The organism is Hyphomonas sp. UBA3601, from assembly GCF_002375605.1.
Classification (GTDB): domain Bacteria; phylum Pseudomonadota; class Alphaproteobacteria; order Caulobacterales; family Hyphomonadaceae; genus Hyphomonas.
The window spans coordinates 56,082-57,281 of sequence record NZ_DFME01000023.1 but is presented as its reverse complement, the minus strand read 5'-3'; the positions used below and the strand labels follow the sequence as shown (position 1 = coordinate 57,281).

The 1,200-nt window shown below is 60.6% G+C and carries 1 protein-coding gene and 1 pseudogene; both read left to right on the top strand.

Annotated features, from left to right (window positions below; translation table 11 throughout):
- Positions 1-429 (top strand): annotated as a pseudogene (locus B4F73_RS02220) (hypothetical protein); the annotation flags it as partial.
- Between the two features lie 10 nt (positions 430-439).
- Positions 440-1,200, top strand: a 761-nt coding sequence (locus B4F73_RS02215; protein ID WP_290482409.1) for an alcohol dehydrogenase catalytic domain-containing protein, incomplete at its 3' end; no start/stop codon positions are given.

Genomic DNA, 1,200 nt, shown 5'->3' with positions numbered 1-1,200 from the left:
GATCAGCATATGGGAAATCTCTATCCCTTCTCACTGGCTGACAAGTTGAAGGTCATCACAGAGCCGATGGATGTATACTCTGATGGCGCTGCGGGGCCGTGGGGCAAACCAATTGTGCCCCTGGAAATGGTCAGTGTGCTGGGAAACTACTCCAACCGAAATTCCAAATTCCCGGTCAAGCAACCTGCGATTGGTCTGTTTGCCGATCTGGAAATTCGCATGGTTGATGGGCCGCTCCTGGTGGGAGAGACCTATCTGTTGCGTCGCGAGGTCGTGGCACTGTCGGAAAGCCGACGGGTCGAGAATTACTGGATCCGCACACGCTTCTTCGATGCGGCGGGCGAAAAGCAGGTCGCCGAGATGCTGCTGAATCATGGCGTGATGAAAGCGAGCTATCCGCACTATCCCGCCGACCGGCTGCCGGCCTGAGGAGGATCGCATGAAGGGATTGCTGTATCAGGGCAGGCGCGACATCGCTTATGGCGAGGCGCCCGAATTGAAACCGGAAGATACGCGTAGCGCCATCGTCAAGATGACCGCCTGCGGGATATGCGGGTCGGACCTACATATCTATCAGGGCCACGGTTTCAGCGAGGAGACTGGCTATTGCGTCGGGCACGAAGCCGTGGGCGAGATTGTCGAGACTGGCAGCGGCGTGTCGCGATTCAGGACAGGCGACCGGGTCATGATCTCGGCCGCTGTGGGCTGTGGCGCGTGCCTGCCTTGCATGTCGGGCAATATGAATGAATGCGACACGCATGGCGGGCGTTGCTATGGGCTCGGCCCCGGCCTGCAGGGCGTGCAGGCCGAATATGCGATGGTACCGGTCGCGGATTTTGGCCTGGCGCGCATTTCGGACGGGATCAGTGATGACCAGGCCGTTCTGTTGACGGACAATTTGCCAACGGCCTGGCATGGGCTGAAGGGCGCGGACATTCATCCCGGTGCGACTGTTGCCGTGGTCGGGTGCGGTCCGATTGGCCTGATGGCCGTGGAAGGCGCATTCCTGATGGGCGCGGCGAAAGTCTATGCGGTCGATCTGGTTGCGGAGCGGCGCGCCATGGCAGAGGCGATGGGCGCGATTGCGCTCGATGCGAGCGAAGCCAAGGCCGTGATCGAGGAACAGACCAGAGGCCGGATGTGTGACAGCGTCGTGGAATGCGTCGGGGCAGACCCGGCGATCCATCTGTCGCTGAAACT